This window comes from Microbacterium sp. NPDC055357, from assembly GCF_053644835.1.
In genome coordinates, this window is sequence record NZ_JBSHLZ010000009.1 from 57,008 (window position 1) to 76,294 (window position 19,287).

A 19,287-nucleotide genomic window follows, 5' to 3' on the forward strand; every position below is an offset into this window, starting at 1 on the left:
GCTATCGGCGAGCGCGCACGCCACCGACGTGGGCGTAAAGCTGCGCGTACTGGAGTGCGATGCGTCGCCAGCTGTACTCCTTCGCCCGCGCTCGGCCGGCGGAGGCCACCGTCGCCGCGTTCTCGGGGTCATCCACGATTCGTCGAAGCGCGGCGGCGAGCGCAGGCGTGTCGAATGGGTCCACGATCCATCCGTCCCGCCCGTCTCGGACGAACTCGGGCGGCCCGCCATGGGATGTCGCTATCACGGGGATGCCGGCCCGCCATCCTTCGAGCACGACGATGCCGAAAGACTCCGCGCGACTCGGCACGCCGAGCGCGAGCGCCCCGCGGGTCACCGTCACGACTTGGCCGCGGGAGAGCCGCCCGCAGAAATGGGTCCGCTCGCGGACTCCCAGACGCTCGGCGAGTGATTCGAGTTCCGTTCGCGCCGGTCCGTCGCCGCCGATCACAAGGTGCACGTCCGGCGGAAGCTCGGCCGCCGCGAAGGCGTCGAGGAGCAGGTCGAAACCCTTCGTCCTGACCAGTCGTCCATAGGCGAGCACGTAGCGCTCGGGCAGGCCAGCGGGCGGATCGGCCGCCGGTTCGTCGAGGTTCACACCGTTGGCGACGATGACGCCGCCGCCGGCGCGCAAGCCGAACCGGGATTCGAGGTCGGTGAGCGTCGAGCGCGAGGGCGCGGTCACGACTGCTGCACGGGAGAGCGCTTCGCGCAGTGCGCGACGCAGCAGTGCCGAACCGCCGAACACGTCGTCGGCGTCACCGAGAGTCTCGCCATGACTCGTCACGACCAGACGCCGGCGGGTCATCCGGGCGATCGCCGATGCCCAGACTCCGTTCGGCCCGAAGCAGTGCACGTGCAGGACCGCGGGGCGGTCGTGCCGCACAGCGGCGAACCATCTGCCCAGCGCACGGGGCGCACGCCATGCGAAAGACGCGAGCGCGCGAAGCGAGCGTGCGGGCAGCGGGCACGGCAGCACGCGAATCGGGATGCCGTCGACATCGGCGGGCACGTCATCCCGCTGATCGACCGTCCAAATCGCGACGTCGACGCCCTGACGGCGCAGCTCTCGGGCGACGTGCAGGACGTGTTCCTCCACGCCCCCCACACGGGGCAGGAAGGAACTCGCCACCAGCACGACCTCGGCCACGGCACCTTCTCCCACTACGCTCGCTTCGATACCCTGGCGCCCTGCGCCGCACCGATTCGGAGGTCACGCGCCATTCGCGTCACATTCGCCACGATAGCCACCGCTGCCCCGATGGGTCAGCAGGTGTACGAAGAGGAGATCATCCGTCGTGCACCACGCGCGCTCGGGTCGGGTTCGTCGGTGAGCCGCGAGATCGTCCGTTCGATGCGCTCCGAACTGCCGGGAACCACGCGCCTGCCGACGTGGGTGCTCTCGCGGGCGCCCCGACCGGTGCGACGCGCCATCGGCGCCACCATGTACCGCGGCGCCGACATCGTTCACCGGATGGGGTTCGGAATGCCCCCCGCCCGCGTACCCGAGATCATCACGATCCACGACACCGTCGCCTGGCGCTTCGACGACGAGTCCTTACCCGAACCGTTCGCGGCCGACGAATTGCGCCGCGCGGCCGCGGTCATCGCCCCGTCGCAGTTCGCGGCCGACGACGTTGCCGAGTACCTGGGCATCGATCGCGTGGAAGCGATTCACAACGGTGTCGATCAGCGCTTCTTCGATGCTGAGGCTCTCGATTCGCGTGCGCTGTCGAACCTGGGGATCACCGGCTCTTATGTTCTTCACGCCGGTGGCGCGTCGAAACGGAAGAACCTCGACGCGCTCGCGGAGGCTTGGGCTGACGTCGCTTCCGCACGCCCCGATCTGACTCTCGTGCTGTCCGGGCCGGAGCATCCACGACGCACGCGACTGTTCGCACAGCTGCCGCGCACACGCCTCCTGGGCCGCGTGCGCGGTGATCTCATCCCAGGACTCCTCGCCGGAGCATCCGCCGTCGTCGTGCCCTCGCTCTACGAGGGCTTCGGACTCCCCGCGCTCGAAGCGATGGCCGTCGGCGTCCCGGTGGTCGCGGCTCGCACGAGCTCGCTCGTCGAGGTCGTGGGCGATGCGGGTGTGCTCGTCGAGCCGTCTGGCGCGGCGATCGCGGAAGGCCTCGTGTACGCGGCGTCCGACGAATCATCGGTGGGTGCGCTCGCCGAGCGGGGACGGCTGCGCGCGCAGGGATTCACCTGGGAGCGCAGCGCCGCACACCATGCCGAGGTATGGCGGCGGGTCGCGAAATTATAGGCTCCGACGAGCCGATGTCGCCGACGCGACACGATGAGAGCCCTCTAACCATGTAGATTCTCCCTGTGCAGACTGTGGGGGATGCCGCGATCAAGGTCGACCGGCTGGGTAAGACGTACCGTCTGGGCGCCTTCGGCGAGAGACCGACGACGGCCGCGCAAGCGGCGATCCAGTGGGTGCGCTCGACCGGACGCGCGAAGTTCACGCTTTTCGATGCGCTCGACGACGTGTCATTCGACGTGCCGCAAGGCGAGGCGCTCGGCATCGTCGGACGAAATGGTGCGGGAAAGTCGACACTGCTGAAGCTGCTCACCCGGGTGACGGCACCCTCTCGCGGGCGCATCGAGTTGAACGGTCGCGTCGGGTCGCTCCTCGAGGTCGGCACCGGGTTCCACCCCGAGCTGACCGGCAAGGAGAACATCTACCTCAACGGCGCCATTCTCGGCATGACCCGCAAAGAGATCCAGAAGCGCTATGACGAGATCGTCGAGTTCTCGGGCATCGAGAAGTTCCTCGCGACGCCGGTGAAGCGATACTCCTCCGGCATGTACGTGCGCCTGGCGTTCTCGGTCGCGGCGCACCTCGACACCGAGATCCTTGTGATCGATGAAGTGCTCGCCGTGGGTGACGCGGAGTTCCAGCGGCGGTCGATCCAGAAGATGCGCGAGGCGGCGTCGGGCGGCCGAACCGTTCTCTACGTGAGCCACCAGCTGCAGACCGTCCAAGCACTGTGCAGTTCGGCGATGCTGCTGGACCGCGGCAAGCTCGCGTACTCGGGCAGCGTTGAGGGCACACTGCAGGCGTATCGCGACAGCTTCGAGAGCTTCGCGCTCGCGCAGAGCGATGCGACCAAGCGGCCGGGCAATGGGCGACTCCGCCTGGAACGCGTCTCGATGGAAGATGAGTTCGTCAAGTCCGGCGAGGACATCGTCATCGACTTCACTGCTCCGCCAGGCAAGAAGCTCATCGGGTCGTACTTCGTGTCGGCTCACATCAACAACGACCAGGGGTCCGTCATCGCCCAGTGCGACTCCCGGCTCGTCGGCGCCTGGTTCGATCCCGCAGAGCCCCAGTCCGGCCGGCTCATCATTCGCGACCTCTGGCTCAAGCCCGGACAGTACACGGTCGATCTCTACGCCTGCCAAGCCGGCATTCTCGATGCCTGGGAGGGCGCGTGGCGCTTCGAAGTGCTGCCCGACCTGCCGTACCCCGAGTTCACCGAATCCTCCAGCACCGAGAAGGGGCTCGTGTTCGTGAACTTCGAGTACGAGGGGGTCTGACATGGAACCTGATGTGCAGCGCACCGTCATCACACCTCCCGGGCGACTGAATCTTCCGCCGTGGCGCGAGATCTGGCGCGCACGCGAAGTAGCGGTCCGGCTCGCGCAGCGAGACATCATCGTCCGCTACCGCCAGACGATCTTCGGTGTCACGTGGGTGATCCTCCAGCCGCTCGTCACCGCCGGCATCTTCACGATCGTGTTCGGCGTCATCGCAGGACTCTCGACCGACGGCATCCCGACCTTCGTCTTCACCCTCGCCGCAATGCTCGCGTGGAATCTCTTCAACGGTGTGCTGGGTCGCGCCTCATCGTCGATGGTCGCCAACCAATCACTCGTGCAGAAGGTCTTCTTTCCGCGCATGCTCGTGCCGATCTCGAGCCTGGCGTCGATCGTCGTCGACTTCCTCGTCGGTTTCGTTCTGCTGGTCGTGCTGCTGTTCATCTTCGGCATCAACCCCGGTTGGGCGATCCTCTTGCTGCCGGTATGGGTCATGCTGATCCTGCTGCTCGGGCTCGGGTTCGGTCTCGCGGCTGCGGCGTATCTCGTCAAGTACCGCGACGTGGGGTACGTGCTGCCGTGGTTCCTGCAGGTGCTCATGTACGCCAGTCCGCTCGCCTACTCGCTGTCGGCCGTGCCGGACAGCATCCGATGGCTGTTCCAGATCAACCCGGTCACGTGGTTCCTGGAGGCATTTCGCTGGTCGGCACTGGGCACCCCCGCGCCTCCCCTCTGGCAGATCCTCGCAATCGTCATCGGAGCGCCCCTCGTGTTCTTCCTCGGCACGCTCGTCTTCCAGAAGAACGAGCGCGAGTTCGCGGACTACATCTGACATGCGCGTCACCGCGTACGCCCTCATGGCCGACCCGGCGTTCCTCGCCGAGAGCCTGAAGGCGTACTACGCGCACGTGGACCGCATCGTGCTGTCCTACGACCAGGACGCGAAGTCGTGGACCGGCACCAACCTGCCCGTCGAAGAATGTCTCGCCATCGTCGACGCGCTCGACGTCGAGGGCAAATGCGTCCGCGCACCGGGCAGCTTCGCAAGGCTCGATGAGCATCCCCTCGATAACGACACCTTCCAGCGTCAGACGGCATTGGACGTCGCATCCGACGGGGCGGACTGGGTGCTGCAACTCGACACCGACGAAGTGATGCTCGACGCACCGCGATTCTTCGGCTCCCTCCTGCGCGCTGAGGCGAGGGGAGCATCCGCGCTGTACTACCCGTCGCGTTGGCTGTATGCACACGTCGGCGGTAACCGCTACCTGGAAGCCAGCACGCGCTTCCTGCGTCCTGCCGCGTCGTATCCCGGCCCCCTCGCGGTGCGGGCGGGAACCACGCTCGTGCACGCCCGCCAAGCGGACGTCGCCCTTCACCGAGTCGACCTGCGTGCGTGGAACACGGATCCCGCGCACCACCACGAGACGATCGTGCACGAGGTCGTCTCACCGCAGTCCGCGGTGCTGCACTACTCGTGGGTGCGGGACCACGACACCATCCGCCGCAAGTTCGGCTGGTCGGGGCACGCCGCCGACTACACCAAACCGGCCGTATACGCCCGCTGGGCGAAGCGACAGCGTCACCCGTGGCGGACATCGCTCAGTTCGCCCCTACGGCGGCGAGACTGGTTCCGTGTCGTCCGTGTCGGTCCGCCGGAGTCGTGACGTGACAGCTTCAGTGAGTGTTGTGATCGTCACGGCGGACAGACCCGAACACCTTCGAACCTGTCTTCAGCACATCGAAAAGCTCGTGCCCGCGCCGCTCGAGGCCGTTGTGGTCGACGATTCATCAGATGATCGGATGAGCAGATCTTTATCGGATGAGTTTCCGGACGTACGGTTCGTGCGGCACAAGTCAGACTCCGGCCCCACCCCGGAACCTCGCCACACCGGCTACGCCGCGACGTCGGGCGACATCGTCGCCTTCATCGGCGATGACGCCCACGTCGACGAACGGTGGCTCGGCGAGTTGACCGTGCCGTACGCCGATCCACGAGTCGTCGCGGTGTGCGGCCGCGTCCTACATGGCATCGAAGGCGAGGCGATCAAGGGTCGCGGCGAAATCGGCCGACTTCTACCCGACGGTCGACTCACCGACAACTTCGCCGCAGATCCCGGAAGACAGATCGACGTCGATCACCAGGGCGCGGCGAACATGTCTTTCCGCCGCACTGCGCTGGATGCTATCGGCGGCATCCGCGGAGGATACCCCGGAACGGGCCACGCCGCGGAATCCGACATCTCGCTGCGGCTGGGCCTGACAGGCGGCAAGCTCGTGCTGCAACCCACAGCCATCGTGACGCAGACTGCTACGCGCGACATGCTCAGGAGGAAGCGGCTCGATCGGCGTCACATCTACTATGCGCGACGCAACCACGTCGTACTGCTCGTGCGCCTGTTCGGATGGCGCGATCCGCTCCTGACGCGATACATCTGGTCAGCGCTGCGCGATCAGCCCCGCCACTTCTCCCGGCTGAGGAGTGAGCTGCGCGCACGCACCCGCCAAGACACACGACTGTCGCCGCTGCAACGACTGCGTGTCTTCGCTGGGCCGACTCTGATCCTCACTGAGGCACGAGGGCTGATCAGCGGGGTATTCGCCGCTCTTGGCGCCCGTCGAGATGACCGACGGGCTCATCATGGCAGGTGAGCCGGATCGCCCGATGATGAGCATCATCATCCCCGCGTACAACGCGGCCGAGACGCTGGGGCGTCAGCTCGAGGCACTCGCCCGTCAAGCAAGCGCGCCACGTGAGATCCTCGTCTGCGACAACGGCTCGACCGACAGGACCGTCGACGTCGTCAGGACGATGGCGGAACGGTACCCCGAGATCCGTCTCGTGGATGCTTCCTCGAGGCGCGGGCCTGGCGCCGCGCGCAACATCGGGGTTTCAGAGAGCGGAGGGGAGTGGATCGCTTTCTGTGACGCAGACGATATCGTCGCGGACGGATGGTGCCGGGCAGCACGACACGCGCTGTCACAGCACTCGTTCGCGGCTGGACGGCTCGACATCGAGCACCTCCGAGGCAAAGGCGCGTTCTCAGTCTCGTGGTCACCGCAGCTTGACGGCCTTTCAGCGTTGTCCTACCTTCCCGGCTTCGTATCCGCGGGCAGCAACAACATGGCCATGCACCGCGCCGTCTTCGACTCCATCGGCGGATTCGATGAGTCCGAGTTCACCGCAGAAGACGACGACTTCTGCATCCGTGCGCAGCTGGCCGGATATCACTTGACGTTTGCTCCGGACATGCTGCTATACGTCCAGCAGCGTGTCGGGCTCCGCGCCGTCTACAGACAGGCTCGCACCTACGGGCGAGGCGCCCGCAGGATGACACACAAGTACGCATTGCTGGCAGCCTCGACGACCGGCCTCGACCAGCACCCGTTCGAGGACGGAGCCCCGCCTGAAGAATCCCCCGGGTCAGCCAAGCTCGGGCGTCTCGTCCGCGCAGCCGGGAGTCCGGCAAGGTGGGCGAATCTGGTTTGGCGCATCGGTTGGTCGTCTGGATGGCGACGCGCCACGGTGGAGGACCTGCATCAGGTTGGCGACGGCACCCCCGGCGCATAGCCGGCCGGTGTGACAGCCCTCACGTCTTCCCCTGACCGCGGGCTGATCGAGCGTTGAGCAAGCTCAGCGCGGACTGCCGCATCCCCCGGCGCCATCCCCGGAGCGCATCGCGCGCATACCTGAGCAGTGCTCGCGGTGGGGCCCCTGGTGCCCAGAGGCTCTGGCGAATCCGGTAGACGGACCGATGGCGGTGCTGTGCGAAGGCACCGCCACTGATCAGCACCGCGGGGGGCATTCCGGAGTGCGGAAGCCAGCGCACGCCGTAGGACGAGTCGCCGACAGGGACGTCGGGATAGCGTCGAGGGTCCGGAGACGAGAACTCCGGGCCGTCGACCAGCGTCCGCCGGGCTTCGGCTTCCCCGGTCGTGGCGTAGGCGAACTCCAAATCGACCAGGAGTAGGCGACCATCCTCATCGATGATGAAGTTATCGGGCTTCGCGTCGACCAGATCGAAGCCGGCGGCGTGCAGCTGATCGAGTACCGCCACCATGCGTCGGAGGATCGGCAGAGGGAGCAGACGGCGTCGACGGGTCAGCACGTTGCGGTAGTACGGCATCTCGAACCAGTCTTCGCCGCGGTCGAGCACCTCCGGAGCGATATCACTGGTGGCCAGCGCGTCGAGGGCAGCGAGTTCTCGCTCGAGATGCCGTCGGGCGCCCGGCACGAACGTTTTCCGCACGACAATTCCTGCATCGGTAGCTCGCACGTCGACACGAGCGCGTCGCCCGCGGCTGAGCGTTCTCGTCGTTCCGTGCGGAACGCCCTGCGCCGCGCGGCCGGCTGCGACGATCTCTCGGACCCGCGCGACGGATTCCGGAGCAGCGAGTTCGAGATAGTGCCAGGCTTCGGTCTCGTCGTCCGCAGAGTGCATCCCGTTGAATGCGCGGGACTCTCCGAGCGTCGCATCGACGAGGTCACGGACGGTCACCTTCGCCGCGAGGATGTCGGCGTTGGTGAGATGCGGATAGCGTGATTTCAGCGCGGGATCCACCGATTCAGGAGCGAAGTGGAGCGCTGCGATGACCAGGGAGGGACCCCCTCCGCTGGCCGGATACGGCCCACGCCCCCAGTTACCTCCGCGGATGTGAGCTGCGGCACGGCCGCGGGCAGCAGCATCCAGGCGATGCGTGAAAACAATCTGAAAACCCAGATGCTCCAGGATCCCGCGTACGTCATCAAGCGAGACGACTTCTTCCAGGCGCTCACGAATGACGAAGACCGCAAGCTCCCCCTCCACGCCAGACGCGTCCTTCCGGACGTCAATGCGGCGAGCAGCCCAATCGTTCGAGCTCGACAGCCGGCGAAGGGCATCAAGCGGCGGCCGCCACTTCTGCTGCCCGAGGTAGTCGTCGAGGCCCTCCATATCGAGAGGAATGTGTGACCCAGCACTCTCTGCAGCCTCCGTGAGTGCGGCCGCGTAGTCATGCTCGGCCGGCTCCTCGAGGGGGCTATGTGGCAGAGACGATGCGAGGCCGGCAGAAAACCCCTTGTGGTAGAGCACGTGGTACGCGAGCGAGTGCAGGTGATCGGCGGGAGCCGGCACGCGCATACCGCTCGCATGAATCACAGAGCGATCCAGAATCGTCTTCGCGAGCGAAGGAACATAGTAGGCAGCGCCGCGGAAGTCATAGCCGTCAAGACCGGTTTCGCTGTAAAGGTCGATCGGGATCGTGCCCGGCTCGGCGCCGACGATTTCACGAAAGGTCTCGGCGTGTTCGTCGCGCACCAAGATGTCGAGGTCCTCGCCGGGGGCCATCTGCGGCAGCTGCGTGAACCAGCGCAGCACGACATACTCCAAACCCGCGTCTTCGAGCCGTCGCGCGAGCCCCGTAACGCCCCACACTGGTGAGAAATAGACGCGTGGTCGCAACGGTGGTTCGTGGTGCAGCCGAAAGACATCGAACGCGTGTGCGGAATCTGTCCAGCTGTCGACCGCAGAGATCCGGCCCCGCCTGCGGGCGATCCCGAGGGCGAGGCGGGTCGCCGCACTGCGCCGGCCTTTACCGCGCTCGACCGCAATCCAGCGGAAGGGCGCCAGTTCACTGAACCCCGCGACGGAAAGCGGCCGATCAGCGCGCACCACGAGCACGTCCGCCGAACTCTGGGAGACCCTGAACAAAGGGTCGAGCTTGTGGAATCTCTCCGCGAGCGGTCCCGCGTGGCTGCGGACGCCGTCCAGCGCTTCAGCGGACACGAGACCGAGATACTTCGCCCCGATGCTCTCGGTGAGCAACACCCCGAGATACGCATCACGTGCGCCGACATCGAGCACCCGGGCACCGTGCGGAACCCCGGACGCCATAATCACGCAACTGACATTACCGGCCTGCTCGCGCTCGCAGCCTGGCACAGCCTGGCCGGCGGGTATATGGTGTGCACCATCGACGTCCTGGGGCCGTCGATGACCTGCTGGTCTCCTCTCCGTGAGGAAGGACTGCGCGATGTCACCGAAAGAGCGGGCAACGCGAGACGACGACGACGGCAGAGCCAGACCACTGTTCGGGCTGGGGGCCACGTTGGGGATCGCCGTTGTGCTCGCGGCGCCGTTCGCCATCCTGACCCTCACTGGAGAAGAGCCGTATCCGGCGGTCATCTTCCCCGGCGGAGGACAGATCCAAACGCATGTCGTGGACGGGGTAGCTGCTTTCCAGTCAGACACTCTCGTCGCCTACACTCCGGCAGGAGTCGAACGCGTCGTCGACCGAGCCCTGCTTCTCGATCCGATCCCACCGTCTCAACTCAGCGGTCTCATCGCGTCGAGGTTCGGTCAAGATCGGTCTTCGACGCGATCCGTCGTCGTCCGCGGAATCGACCTCGTCTTCGAGGTTCCGCGCGCGGTGCCCACGCTCGAAGAGACAACACGCGCCCGTGAGTGGCTGGCGGGTCAGTTGCGCTCAATGGGCCTGAGCGAGGAAACCCTCATCGTTCGCAAGGAGCGGGTGACGATCGATCACAGAACCGGACGAGAACTGGATCGAGAGGTCCTCGAGGAGGTGAACCTCATTGGTTGATCGCGCGCTGCTATGGGCGTGGGGCCGAATCGCGGCTTCGACCCGGGTTGCCCCAGGATCGTTGGGGGTCTTCCGTTGGGTCTTCGGGCTCTACCTCTTGCTCTTCGACGCCCGCTGGTTCTCGTGGCTGGACCAGACTCCGGATGCGTTCTTTACGCCTCCGCTTCTGAGCCTGTCCAGCATGGCCGGCGGGTTCCCGCCGTCCCCGTTCTTCACGATCGTCGATCTCGTCGGGCTCGCGGCAATCTGCGCCATGACATGCGGGTGGGCCACCCGTATCTCGACGTCCGTCGCGCTCGTGACCTACATCGTGAGTACGACGTTCGCCTATTCGCAAGGCAAGATCTCTCACCAAATCGCGATTGCACTCGTGCTCGTGTGCATGCTGATCGCAGACTGGGGCAAGGCGGCTCCGCGACGGATAGCACAGGGCCTCTCGCTCCTCGGTGTTGCCCTGTGCTTCGGGTTCCTGGTCGCAGGGGTCGAGAAGAGCCGATATTGGCTCACACCTGATCTGGGCGTGAGCGGCTTCCTGAGCTGGTACTACCCGCGAATGGACTTGCAGGAACCCCAATTGCTCGCCGGCCTCGTTCCGGGCGTTCTGCTGCTGGCGTTCAAAGCAGCGGATGTGATCGCGGTGCTGTTCGAGGTCAGCGGCTTCATCTGGTTGCTGTGGGGGCGTGTTCCCTGGCGTCTATGGCTGCTTGCCGCGGCGAGCTTCCATCTTGTCAATGCGCTGGTGCTCAACATCACGTTCTCAACGCAGATCGTGGCTTACGCGGCGTTCTTCAGTTTGGCCACGCTGCCATGGCCCGCGAGGGGCGAAAGAGCCTACTCTGCCGCGCGCATCACTGCCGTCGCGATCGCCGTGTTCGCCACCGTGTGGCATGGCGTGACGCGAATCGCCGGCGGCGGGTCCTTCTTCATCTTCGGCGGTTCGTTGGCGTACACGGGAGATTACGACCTCATCGTCTGCATCGTCGTCGGCAGCGCCGTTGTCGCACTCGGTGCACGCGATGTCTTCCGGGAAATCCGGCGACCCTCCCCCCGAGAAGCAAGTGTGAAGAGCGTCGGGTCGATCTCCTCGGGGTGACGGTCAGCCCCAGAGTCGCCGCAGTGTCTGCAACGTCTGATTGCCCGGGTCTCGACGCGCATCGTGCGCGTAGAAACTCATCGCGTGGAGCATTCGCCAGAGGATGACATCCTCCCGACTCATCGAGCCGAGCAGTTCGCCGGCCCTCTCGGCGAGCGGCCCCTCGATGTCGTTCTTCATGAACGCGATGGCCGCTTCGCTGAGGCTGGCACCCGCACGCCGACGGTGAAGGTCCAACGTGGCGTACACAGCGTCGAGGAAACGCGGGTTACGGTCTTCGCCGCGTGGCCAATCGATGAGCTTGATCCCTCCCCCGCGCAACCGGAGCACGTTCTCACGGTGCAGATCGCCGTGGGATGGCCCGATCAGCACCGGCAGCGTCCCCTGTCCGAGTAAGCGGGACCGAAGGTTCTCGAGGTCGTCGTCTTCGAAGTTCGCGGGCTCGCGGGGTGATTGCAGGCGCCGGTAGAGGTCGGTCGATGACATCTGACCGGTCTCGCCGGACTCAAGGGCGTCCAGGACCGTGAGCACGTCTCGCTCGTACTCCCCCAAGCTCGTCGGCACGGCGTCGTACCGCGCATACCGGCACACCGTGAGCCTGCCCTGCTCCACCAGTTCTACGTTCTCCGGGGCATAGTGCCCCCACGGCCCGGCGAATGCTGCGCGGGTGCGTTGGACTTCTTGCTCGGCTCTGCGCTCTTCAACGGCGGAGAGCGGCACCTTGAGGAAGACACTCTCCGCGTCGATGACCACGCGTGGATGTGTGCGCGCCATGATCGTCGCGCGGTTGGATGACAGCTCCTCCGCGCGCGTCACCGACGTGGTCGCCGCGCGATGGGCTCGCGCGATGACCAGGTAGTCGGGCGCCATCCACTTTCCCAGACCTGCCCGGGCGAGAAATCTACCGAGCCGTTGTCGAGTGCTGTTCGTCGCGGTGTCCCGCCCACGACGCAGCGATTCGGCGTGCACGATCACCTCGAGGTGATCGAGCGACGGCAGCGGGATGAGCAGTCGGGACACGGACAGGCCCGTGCCGCGGAGCGTCGCGCCCCACGGTCGCACGGGATCTGAGAACAACGACACTCCCGCACCCGGGAGCGAGCGCCGACCGCGCATCCGCGCACGGAGGGGGTTGGAAGCCGCCACAACCACGACTCCGTCGGGTGTGAGGTTCTCCCGCACGTGTGACAGTAGTCGTCGCGTGTTCGACCGTTCGACCCCCGCTGGTCCGAACTGGCGCACATCGACGAACGCCACCGCGAATCGTCTGCCCTGCAGGAGACGGCTCTCGTCCGGTCCGACGGTGGTGACAGACGCCCCGAGATGGGTCAGTGCATCCGCAAGCGCGCCCCAATCCGAAGCGACGCACAAGACCTGGTCGCCGGGCCTGATGAGAGGAAGCAGTGCAAGCGCCGCGAACCGTGTGTCTGTCACGGTGTGATCGATCGGGAAAGACCACGGCTTCGTATGCGTTGCGAGGATCTCGCGCGTATTCGCTCTGCGATCCGAAACGCGTTCACCCAGCTCTGCGCTGCAGCGTACTTCGCTTTTTCACCGCGGGAAGCGGGCCAGTCCTGACGCCACACCGCCCTCCAGATTCCGAGCCCGATCCGCAATTGCTGGCCGATGTACCGGCGGTCTTCCGAACTCTGCTGCCCGACGGTCAATGCACTGATCCCCCGTTCGACTCGTACGGTCTTCTTGGCCAGCCCGAACCACGAAGATCGCGCCGGGTGATCGACCACCGCGCGTGCACTGAACACCATCCGTGCGCCGCTAGCATGCAGTCGCTTGCCCCACTCCTGGTCGCCTCCGGATTTCAGAGCGGCGTTGAAGGGCCCCACGCGTGACATGACCGAACGGGATACGACGAGGTTCGCGGTCGCGGCGAATCCGTCCACTTCGACGAACCGACGTTGGGGGAACTCGTGGGCTGATTCGTACAGCTCCGGTCCGCTGCGCGGGTGCATGCCGTTTCGAAACACCAAATGGATGTCACCGCCGACAGCCTGCGGATGACCTTCTTCGGTCAGGATCGCCACCGCTGTGCTGATCCATGTGGGGTGCGGCAAGCAGTCGGCATCCGTGAAGGCGAGCATCTCGCCCTCTGCGATCTTCAGGCCAGCGTTGCGGGCTGCGTAGGAGCCGCGCTGCATCTCGCGAATCAGCGTGAAGCGTGGGTCCCCTGGCGGCAGAGCGGGTGTCAGATCCGTTCGAGACGCATTATCGACGACGATCACGTTGATGAGTTCGGCAGGATAGTCCTGCGCGGCGATGAGCGCGAGGCACATCTTCAATCGCGCGAGGTCCTCGTAGACGGGAACGACGACCGTCACTGTCGGCGCGGACTCCGCGACTTCCTCACTGTGCGTCACCGATTGGACTCCCCGTTCCAGTTACGAGCCACATCGTGCGCGCGCGACGATATGGCCGGTAAAGAGTGAGGCTACCCTGCTGCAGACCTGACCATCACGACCTCGGTGGCGCTGAGCGCCCGGTCGTAGAGCCGCACGTCGTCCACTGCGCCCTTCAACGGGTGGCCACCCCCGGGCTGACCGCCGATCGTCAACGCCAGATCGTTCGCGATCACCGAAGCGGGCCCTGCGACCTGCCCCTGCAAGGTGCCATCGACGTAGAGTCGCAGGGTCGCCCCATCGTAGACCCCCACGAGGTGAGTCCAGGTGCTGCCATTCGTCGGGTAGGTCGACGTCCCGTTCACTCGGAAGGTGTCGCCTGAGACGCTCTGGTTGACTCGGAAGAACGGTCTGCCGTTGTTCGCGAGGGAGATCTCGTACCCCGCGACGGAGCCGTTGATGGACTTCTTGACGACCCCTTGCGTCGCGGCCTGTTCCGGCTTGACCCACGCGGAGACGCTGAACGGCCCGGTCACATCGAGTGCCGCATGATCAGCGACCGCTACCCGGCTGCCGTCCACACCGTCGAACCGAACGGCTCTCCCCGAAATGCCTTGCACCCGGCTCACGCCGCCTTCGAACCGACCATTGATACCGGACCCGCCATCACCCAGCACCGTTGCCCCGGAGGCCTCCTCGAAAGACCACGCTGCGCTCGGGGTCGGAGCGGTCGGCGTCGGCGTCGGCGTCGGCGTGGGAGTCGGCGTCGGCGTCGGCGTCGGCGTCGCGGTCGGTGTCGGCGTGGGAGTCGGCGTCGGCGTCGGCGTCACGGTCGGCGTCGGCGTCGGCGTCGGCGTCACGGTCGGCGTCGGCGTCGGCGTCGGCGTCGGCGTGGGAGTCGGCGTCGGCGTCGGCGTCGGCGTCACGGCCGGTGTCGGCGTCGGCGCGCCGAGCCCCTCGCCGTTGTAGAGAGCCAACGCCTCCGCGGCGGTCACGGCACGGTCGAGCACACGCGCCTCATCGACCGAGCCGTCGAAAGCATACCCGCCACCGGGCTGATCGCCGATCGTCAGCGCAAGGCTGTTCGTTCCCACTGCAGCCGGCCCGGCAGTGCTGCCGACTTCCACGCCATCCACGAACATACGCATCCGGTCGCCGTCGAATGTGCCGACAAGGTGGGTCCACTTCGTGCCGTTCGATACGAGAGCCGTGGCGGCGTTGACCCGGTACTGGTCGCCCGCAGACGCCTGATTGACCCGGAAGAAGGGCTTCCCAGACGAGGCGATCGAGAGCTCATAGCCGTTCGTGCCACCGTTGGTGGATTTCTTGATGATGTTCTGTGTGCCGACGCGATCAGGTCGAACCCAGGCGGACAGCGTCATGCTCGTCGTCAGATCGAGTGAAGCGTGGTGGGCGACAGTGACGCGTCCATTCGCTCCGTCGAAGGCGAGTGCGCGGCCTGTGACCCCAGCGACGCGCTGCACGCCGCCCGAAATCGTGCCGTTGTTCGCCGCCGCGGATGCGTCGATGACGATCGCTCCCGCCGTCTCCTCGAACTTCCAGTCCCCCACGCTCCCCGGTTCGGGGTTCGCCGTGACGCTCGGCGCGGGCGTCGGTGTCGGATCAGCCGGCGACGGTTCGGGCTCGGGGCTCTCCCCGTGCTCACCTTCGAAGAGCCCACGAACGTCGGCTGCGGAAAGCCCGCGCGCATAAACGCGCACGCCGTCGACGCCGCCTTGGAACCTGTTCGTGCCGTCGGGCTGGCCACCGATGATGAGAGGCAGACTGTTCGCGCCCACCGACGTCGGTGCCGGCATCGATGCGACGTCGACACCATTCACATAGAGACGCATCGTCGTGCCGTCATATGTTCCGGCGAGGTGTGTCCACGTCGCCGCGTCGGCGATCGGCGCAGCGGGACCGAGAAGCCGGTAGTCGTTGTCGGCAGTGGCGTGGTTCACCCTGAAGTACGGCACGCCGTTCGATGCGATGCTCAATTCGAAGCCGTCCACGAAGTTCGGGTCGGCTTTGGTCACGATGTACTGCTTCGTGAGCTTCTCTGGGCGGATCCAGGCTGAAACAGTCAAGCCCTCGAAGTCCTCACCGAATGCGGCGGAGTGCGGAACTGTCGCCTGCCCGGAGTTGCCGTCTACGCGAAGGGCGCTCCCTGACACGCCGTCCACCCAGGACGCCCCACCCTGAACTGCCGCATGGTTGGCCCAGACAGACGCGTCTTCGGTGGTCGTTCCGGTCGCTTCGTCGAAGTCCCACGACCCCAGCAGCGCCGTCTCGTCGGAAACGGCGATCGTGACGGTCGCTTCCGCCGACCACAGTTCTCCCGCACGGGCGCGATACGTGAACGAGTCCCGACCGACGAACGAGCCCTCCGGCTCGTAGGTGAATGTCTTCCCGTCAACGGACACCCCACCGGATGTCGCCGAGCGGATGATCGCCACCTCGTCGATCGGGAGGTCCGAGTCGATGGCGAATGAGGCTGTCACCCCAGTGCCCTGCGTGGTGGAGACGGTGACATCGTCGGCCACCGGGGCGCCCGGATGCACCCATTGGAGGGACTTCGTCTTCGTCGAAGTCGCGTTGCTCACCATCACGAGTGCAGCCCCGGGGACGTTGGCTTTCGTGCTCGTGACGTTGTTGTACGAGCCTGGCACGATGACGTCGGCGGGGCGAGAGAAGTCGAGTGCAGAGCGCGTCGTTGTTTTTTCGAGGATCGCCCCCATTCCGTCGTTTGCGGTGTAGGTGATGCGCAGGCTGCCTGTGGCTTCGTCTGCGAGGACGATGGGGCGGGTACCTCGTTTGTCGACTTCGTGGAACGTCCATCCGCCGCTCGCTGCTCGCACGAGGAGCCCGATCACGGGCCGGTTCGAGGAGTTGTATGACGTCTTGACGGCGGCGTAGAGAGTGCCATCCGCTGCGACTGCGACATTCAGATGATCATCGGCCATCCCACCGTCGATATTGAGCGCGGCCGACGCGCCCGGTACCTCATCGGCAGTCCACGTCGTCGGGGACGTGCCGTCGACGTGCGTCCGGAAGCCGAACCTCTTCGTCGTCTGATTCGACCAGAGCACGCCGATACGGCCAGGGAGAGCAGTCACGACGGCGATGTCGTCGCCGCTGATTCCCGAAGCCACAGTGATCGGAGCGGAGAACGTGGAATAGGGGGCGTCGGCCCACCGCATCTGGATCTGTGTCGCAGTTTCGGTGGCGAGCCACATCCGACCGGTGCCGTCCACATCGATCGTGGCCGTTTCACTGCCCGGGAGTGAAACGGCGGTTCCGACCGGCCGAGCTTCCCACGGCACGTACGCGGCCGTCGCACTGTCGTAACGCACCGAGACGAGCGATGTGACGGGGCCGTGCAACAGCAGATGCACGACTTCACCGTCGGCAAGCACGTCCGCGCGCACGTCGGTGCGGTCGGACACGCGGGTGACGGCGGACCACGAATCGCCGTCGTAGCGCCAGATCCACGTACCGACGGGGGTCGTGGCGGCGGTGCCGATGACCGCCCACCAGATTCCGTTCGCATGCCACAGTTTCGACTGGGGCTTTTCACCCGTCGTGCCGAGGAGGGGGATCTCTGGAGCACTGAACACTGCCGCGGGCGGCACCGGCTCGGGCTGTTCGACGGCGGCAGCGGCACGCTGCCACGAGAGGACAATCAGCCCTGGATCGGGATCCGATCCTCCCGTACTCACCTGGACGAAGTACTTCGTGTCTTCTACGACATCGACCGTGACTTCGCCGGTATCGAGATCCCCTGCCTCGGTTCCGCTGCCGACCACGGTTCCGGCGGAATCTGCCTCTCGGATCACGATGTCGGTGTTCATCTCACTGCCGACCGTGGAGAACCGGAAAGCACCCGTCTCCGGTGCGATCCATGACCACCAGAGGGAGCCCGCGACCGTGACCGCCTCGCCGGGACCGGTCTGCGATTCAGGGAACGTAGCGCCGATATCCTGACCAACCACGCCGCCGATAGCGCGCGCGTTGCTGGGCTCTGCGCCGATGACCACGTCGGGATCGCGGAATTCCTCGGTGACGTCGGCCGCTGCGGGCGGTGTCGTCTGCTGAGGTGGCGCGAACATGCCGGCGACGACGACGGCGGACGCGAGCACGCCGGCGATGGAGGCGGCCACCCATGTCGACCGCCTGGGACGAGGTGACTTCGCCGCGGGCTCCGCCCCCGGCTCTTCGCTCAGTGTGCGCGCACGACTCATCGATTTCCCCCAGCTCGATCACGAAACGCTTTGACCTGCGAACCCCAGCTGCAGGCGGGAGAATAGTACCGCATATGCGCGCGCACGTCATCAAGCAGTCGACGCGCGGGCATTCACGCTCGCCGGAGGGGCCGAGGCCGCGCACTGTCGAACCACGCGCGCTCGACGACATCCTTGGTGCGGTCGATCGTGAACCTCTTGCGAGCTTCGCCTCGTGCGAACGTGGCGACATCAGCTGCGCGCGCGGGATGCTCCAGCAGCCAGAGTATGCCGCGGGCCAGGGCTTCAGGATCCCCCGGCCGAACGAGCACGCCTGCGGGCGCCGCATGAACCCCCGGCGCCACCAGGACTGCTACGCCGCCCGGGTCGAGGATTTCAGGCACGCCTCCCGCGTTGGTCGCCACGACCGGCACACCCGCCGCCATGGCCTCCACGATCACCTGACCGAACGGCTCGGGGACGGGCGATGCGTGCACGAGAATCCGCAATCTGCGCAGCTCGCGGCTCGGATCAGCCACCCAACCGCGCCATTCGATCCGACCCGCGGCTCGCGATGCCGTCGAGAGCGCGCGCAACCGCGACTCCTCGACGGCGTCATCGAAAAGTGCAGCGCCGATGATTCTGAATCGCAGGTGAGGTGCGCTCGAATGGATCAGCTCAGCGGCCGAGAGGAACTCACGCTGACCTTTGGTCGCGCTGACGCGTCCGATCAAGCCGATGGTGCGGCCTCCGCCGCGCCTTCGTGGTTCGTCGAACGCGTGCGGTTCCAGTCCGGGGTATGCGACCACCACATGTTTCGACCGGCCTACCCGTTGCCCGAGGGTTCGTGCCGTCGCGTGCGAGTTCGCCACGACGCGATGAGGCCCGAATCGTGCGACCCATCGGAGCGCGATGACGACAGCCGCCGGGAGGTAATCGTCCGAAATCCGGTCGTGCAGATGCCAGACCCACCGTGTTCCAGAACCCGGCGTCGCGAGCGACAGCAGAACTGCCGCCTTGAGCGAGTTCGCCACGACGAGGTCCGGGGACCGCTCCCGCAACAACCGTCGGATGCGCACCGATGCGGCGACCGTCTGCCGAAAATTCCTCCACAGCCGGCTCAATGACCCGACCGTCTGCTCCCGCGTCACGCGAGTTACCTCGCCGGATGGCAGCACGACTACCGGAACCTCGATGTCCTCAAGTCGCGCAGCAAGGGGGCCGGCGCTGAGAAGTACCGCTTCTACCGAGAAAGCTCGCCGGTCGATGGCTGAAGCCAGCCTGATGAGGGCCGCTTCGGCACCGCCGAGCTCGCCGGTGTGCGTGAGGACGAGGACTCGGCGGGGAGGATGGGCCTCTGTCGCGTGATCCGTCCGTTGCATCGTCGGTGCCACGTCGACACACTACCGGCGCGCACTCGGGACTCGGTCCGTACGATTGACGCGTGACCAGCCCGCGGCATCCCACACGTTTCGGTGTGGCGCGAACG

The 19,287-nt window shown here is 66.1% G+C and carries 14 protein-coding genes; 8 read left to right on the plus strand and 6 right to left on the minus strand.

Annotation, left to right across the window (positions count from 1 at the left end):
- Nucleotide 1 precedes the first annotated feature (1 nt).
- Entirely contained in the window at nt 2–1,150 is a 1,149-nt protein-coding gene (locus tag ACWICD_RS11985) for a glycosyltransferase family 4 protein (protein WP_454140295.1), read from the minus strand.
- Nucleotides 1,151–1,261: 111 nt separating this feature from the next.
- On the opposite strand from ACWICD_RS11985, the gene ACWICD_RS11990 reads away from it, so the two are divergent.
- The 6 genes from ACWICD_RS11990 (at nt 1,262) to ACWICD_RS12015 (ending at nt 7,120) form a co-directional block, all read left to right on the plus strand.
- Nucleotides 1,262–2,269 (plus strand): glycosyltransferase family 4 protein, encoded by a 1,008-nt coding sequence (locus ACWICD_RS11990; RefSeq protein ID WP_454140296.1) that lies wholly within the window; start codon nt 1,262–1,264, stop codon nt 2,267–2,269.
- 65 nt (nt 2,270–2,334) lie between these two features.
- Entirely contained in the window at nt 2,335–3,549 is a 1,215-nt protein-coding gene (locus ACWICD_RS11995; RefSeq protein ID WP_376128243.1) for an ABC transporter ATP-binding protein, read from the plus strand.
- Between the two features lies 1 nt (nt 3,550).
- Nucleotides 3,551–4,381: an ABC transporter permease gene (locus ACWICD_RS12000; RefSeq protein WP_376128245.1), complete on the plus strand. Its 831-nt coding sequence runs from the start codon at nt 3,551–3,553 to the stop codon at nt 4,379–4,381.
- 1 nt (nt 4,382) lies between these two features.
- Entirely contained in the window at nt 4,383–5,216 is an 834-nt protein-coding gene (locus tag ACWICD_RS12005; RefSeq protein ID WP_376128246.1) for a hypothetical protein, read from the plus strand.
- 22 nt (nt 5,217–5,238) lie between these two features.
- Entirely contained in the window at nt 5,239–6,201 is a 963-nt protein-coding gene (locus ACWICD_RS12010; protein WP_454140297.1) for a glycosyltransferase family 2 protein, read from the plus strand.
- A gap of 13 nt (nt 6,202–6,214) precedes the next feature.
- A complete protein-coding gene (locus ACWICD_RS12015) occupies nt 6,215–7,120 on the plus strand; it encodes a glycosyltransferase (protein WP_376128249.1) in 906 nt (301 codons plus the stop codon).
- A gap of 19 nt (nt 7,121–7,139) precedes the next feature.
- Here ACWICD_RS12015 and ACWICD_RS12020 read toward each other — a convergent pair whose 3' ends face one another.
- Nucleotides 7,140–9,392 carry a protein kinase family protein gene (locus tag ACWICD_RS12020; RefSeq protein ID WP_376128250.1) on the minus strand — a complete coding sequence of 751 codons (2,253 nt, stop codon included), beginning with the start codon at nt 9,390–9,392 and terminating at the stop codon, nt 7,140–7,142.
- 169 nt (nt 9,393–9,561) lie between these two features.
- Here ACWICD_RS12020 and ACWICD_RS12025 point away from each other — a divergent pair, with 169 nt between their 5' ends.
- Complete coding sequence (locus ACWICD_RS12025; protein WP_376128252.1) at nt 9,562–10,131, plus strand: hypothetical protein; 570 nt, start codon at nt 9,562–9,564, stop codon at nt 10,129–10,131.
- Between the two features lie 97 nt (nt 10,132–10,228).
- Entirely contained in the window at nt 10,229–11,224 is a 996-nt protein-coding gene (locus ACWICD_RS12030; RefSeq protein WP_454140298.1) for a hypothetical protein, read from the plus strand.
- A 3-nt stretch (nt 11,225–11,227) separates the two neighbouring features.
- On the opposite strand, the gene ACWICD_RS12035 is transcribed toward ACWICD_RS12030, so the two are convergent.
- The 4 genes from ACWICD_RS12035 to ACWICD_RS12050 all read right to left on the minus strand — a co-directional run bounded on the left by ACWICD_RS12035 (nt 11,228) and on the right by ACWICD_RS12050 (nt 19,192).
- Nucleotides 11,228–12,094, minus strand: coding sequence for a hypothetical protein (locus tag ACWICD_RS12035; protein ID WP_376128255.1), 867 nt, complete (start codon nt 12,092–12,094; stop codon nt 11,228–11,230).
- A gap of 560 nt (nt 12,095–12,654) precedes the next feature.
- Nucleotides 12,655–13,599 carry a glycosyltransferase gene (locus ACWICD_RS12040; protein WP_376128256.1) on the minus strand — a complete coding sequence of 315 codons (945 nt, stop codon included), beginning with the start codon at nt 13,597–13,599 and terminating at the stop codon, nt 12,655–12,657.
- A 71-nt stretch (nt 13,600–13,670) separates the two neighbouring features.
- A complete protein-coding gene (locus ACWICD_RS12045) occupies nt 13,671–17,738 on the minus strand; it encodes a LamG-like jellyroll fold domain-containing protein (RefSeq protein ID WP_454140299.1) in 4,068 nt (1,355 codons plus the stop codon).
- A gap of 194 nt (nt 17,739–17,932) precedes the next feature.
- Entirely contained in the window at nt 17,933–19,192 is a 1,260-nt protein-coding gene (locus ACWICD_RS12050) for a glycosyltransferase (protein WP_376128259.1), read from the minus strand.
- Between the last annotated feature and the right edge of the window lie 95 nt (nt 19,193–19,287).